2 protein-coding genes are annotated in these 2,144 nt (G+C 35.6%); both read right to left on the bottom strand.

The window, feature by feature from the left end:
- Positions 1-376: 376 nt before the first annotated feature.
- Positions 377-1,510 (bottom strand): ISAs1 family transposase, encoded by a 1,134-nt coding sequence (locus V7K31_RS25460; RefSeq protein WP_335097886.1) that lies wholly within the window; start codon positions 1,508-1,510, stop codon positions 377-379.
- A gap of 243 nt (positions 1,511-1,753) precedes the next feature.
- Entirely contained in the window at positions 1,754-1,945 is a 192-nt protein-coding gene (locus tag V7K31_RS25455; protein ID WP_335097883.1) for an endonuclease NucS domain-containing protein, read from the bottom strand.
- Positions 1,946-2,144: the final 199 nt, after the last annotated feature.

Raw genomic sequence — 2,144 nt, 5'->3', positions numbered from 1 at the left:
TCTGAGACTTTTATTTATATTGCGATGATACGTATTATGGTCAGGCGACTTGCATAATTTTTGACCCGCTTCAACTTTTAAAACATCCTCTTAGATTATGTCTGTGAAATGAGGGTGCGATCTAGGGGAAACGCATCTTATTTCCTAATAAAAACTAAGAGAGATTTCAAAATGACATAGATAATTGTAAAAATTGATGGAATGATAAATAAAATAAATGAAGTGTTTCCGATAAACATGAATTAGCTTATCTACGGCTGAATGATTATTTATTGATACTAAAACGACTCAAGATTTGAGTTTGTAAAAGTATGTTTATCTAGAGGAAAAGTGAGATTTTTCCTAAAGGTTTAAATTTAATTTCTGATATATTAGTTTATGCTAACGCTAAAACTCTTGATAAATAATTGTTATCCAACCCAGCGAGAAACTGTTTATTTTTTATTCCACGTTTGACATGCTTCTCTTTACCTAAAAGATTGACTGCAATATGTCTGAGAATTGCAAAATTCTGTGGAGCATTATCTTTTCTAATCCGACAGTCATCTTCCCTCAAGGCAACATCTAATATCCAATGTAATGAATTCTCAATTCCCCAATGACTGCGAATAGAATTACCAAACTGTTTAGCATTTGACTCAAGACTACTGATAAAATAATGGGTTTCAACCGTTGTTTCACCATTTAATGAACGGACGGATTCTACCATTCCAACACTATTAAAGTTTGACCAAACCGAATCTGGGTTAAGCCGAGACTGAATTTGAGATAACATCACATAGTGGCGGATTTCATGACGACCATGCCCTATTTCATCTGTTTTATATGTGCTATGTTCAATCCCCGCAAAACCTGTACTTATCCCTAAATGGAAGAGTTTTTCGACCTGATCATAAAGATTTCCTTGGTTCTTTTTTAACGTAATCACATAATCTGCATTCTGTTGTGTGATTAACCTCACAATCTCTTTTTGGCAACCGATTGCATCAATTGTCACAATACATCCAGACAATTCTAATACCTTTAACAACTCTGGAATTGCTGTAATTTCATTCGATTTCTCATCAACCTTAACTTGTCCCAACACCAATCTATTTGTAGTTGCCCAAGCACTCACCATTTGGATTGCACTTTGGTCACTACTTTGATCAGAAGAGCTACGTAAAGTTTTCCCATCAATTGCAACCACTTCACCCTCGGTTATCTTCTGTATTGATTTCATCCAACTAAGAAAACATGACTGAAACTGTTGGGGATTTATTTGTGCAAATACTCGTGCAAATGTATCGTGCGACGGAATACCATTTGGTAGTTCTAAAAATGTTTTTAACCACTCATACTTCGCACAGCCATAAGTTTCTATTGCCACCCAACCATCAGCTCCACAAATTACAGCACAGACGGCAATGGTCATGATATCGATTAATTTGTGTCGTTTGGTACGATCTATTCGTGGATCTTCTATTCCCAAAAAGTGGTCAGCAATGGTGATTTTGGGCTTGAGCTTCATTCAACTATAATCTGGTTCTTTTTGTTTAACTCACTATCGAATTTACTACAAAAACGAACCAGTATTGCTTGGCAGGCGACGGCTGCCAAAAACTCACCCCCCCCTATAACGATTATCATTCTTATTCGATTTTATACCTAATTCTCTGAAAGTACTGTGTGGTGTAGTGTTGGGGAATTCCACCTTGATTATCGATCTTTAATATTTAGATGCGTTCGCCCTAGGGTGCGATCGCTATTAATTTTACTGACTGTAATCAATTTGCTCTGGAAATGGTTTCTCGTCTAATAAATTGTCATAATACCGAGTTAGTTGTTGAACAATATATCTATCTTCAGTATTTTTGAGTTCTAAAATTACTAATTGTCTCGTCTCGTTAAGTGCCAGGATATCGCAGATTTCACCCTTAACAGCATACTGTCGTTTTAAACCCATCTTCTGCACTTCAAAACGTATTATAAGTAATACAAAAATAGTTACTAAGAATATTCATCTTATTAAGTATTAATACTGGTAACAATTGTTGGCTGGACGATGCTTATAGAACCCATTTGGGATCTTTGATTCCAAGTTAAGATAGACAGAAATGTCATATTCCAGCAACTTAACAGATAAAGAGTGGGAACTCATTGAG

It is taken from the genome of Nostoc sp., from assembly GCF_036917675.1.
Taxonomy (GTDB): domain Bacteria; phylum Cyanobacteriota; class Cyanobacteriia; order Cyanobacteriales; family Nostocaceae; genus Nostoc.
Note: the sequence above shows the minus strand (reverse complement) of the source record. Positions and strands in the feature narration are given on the sequence as shown.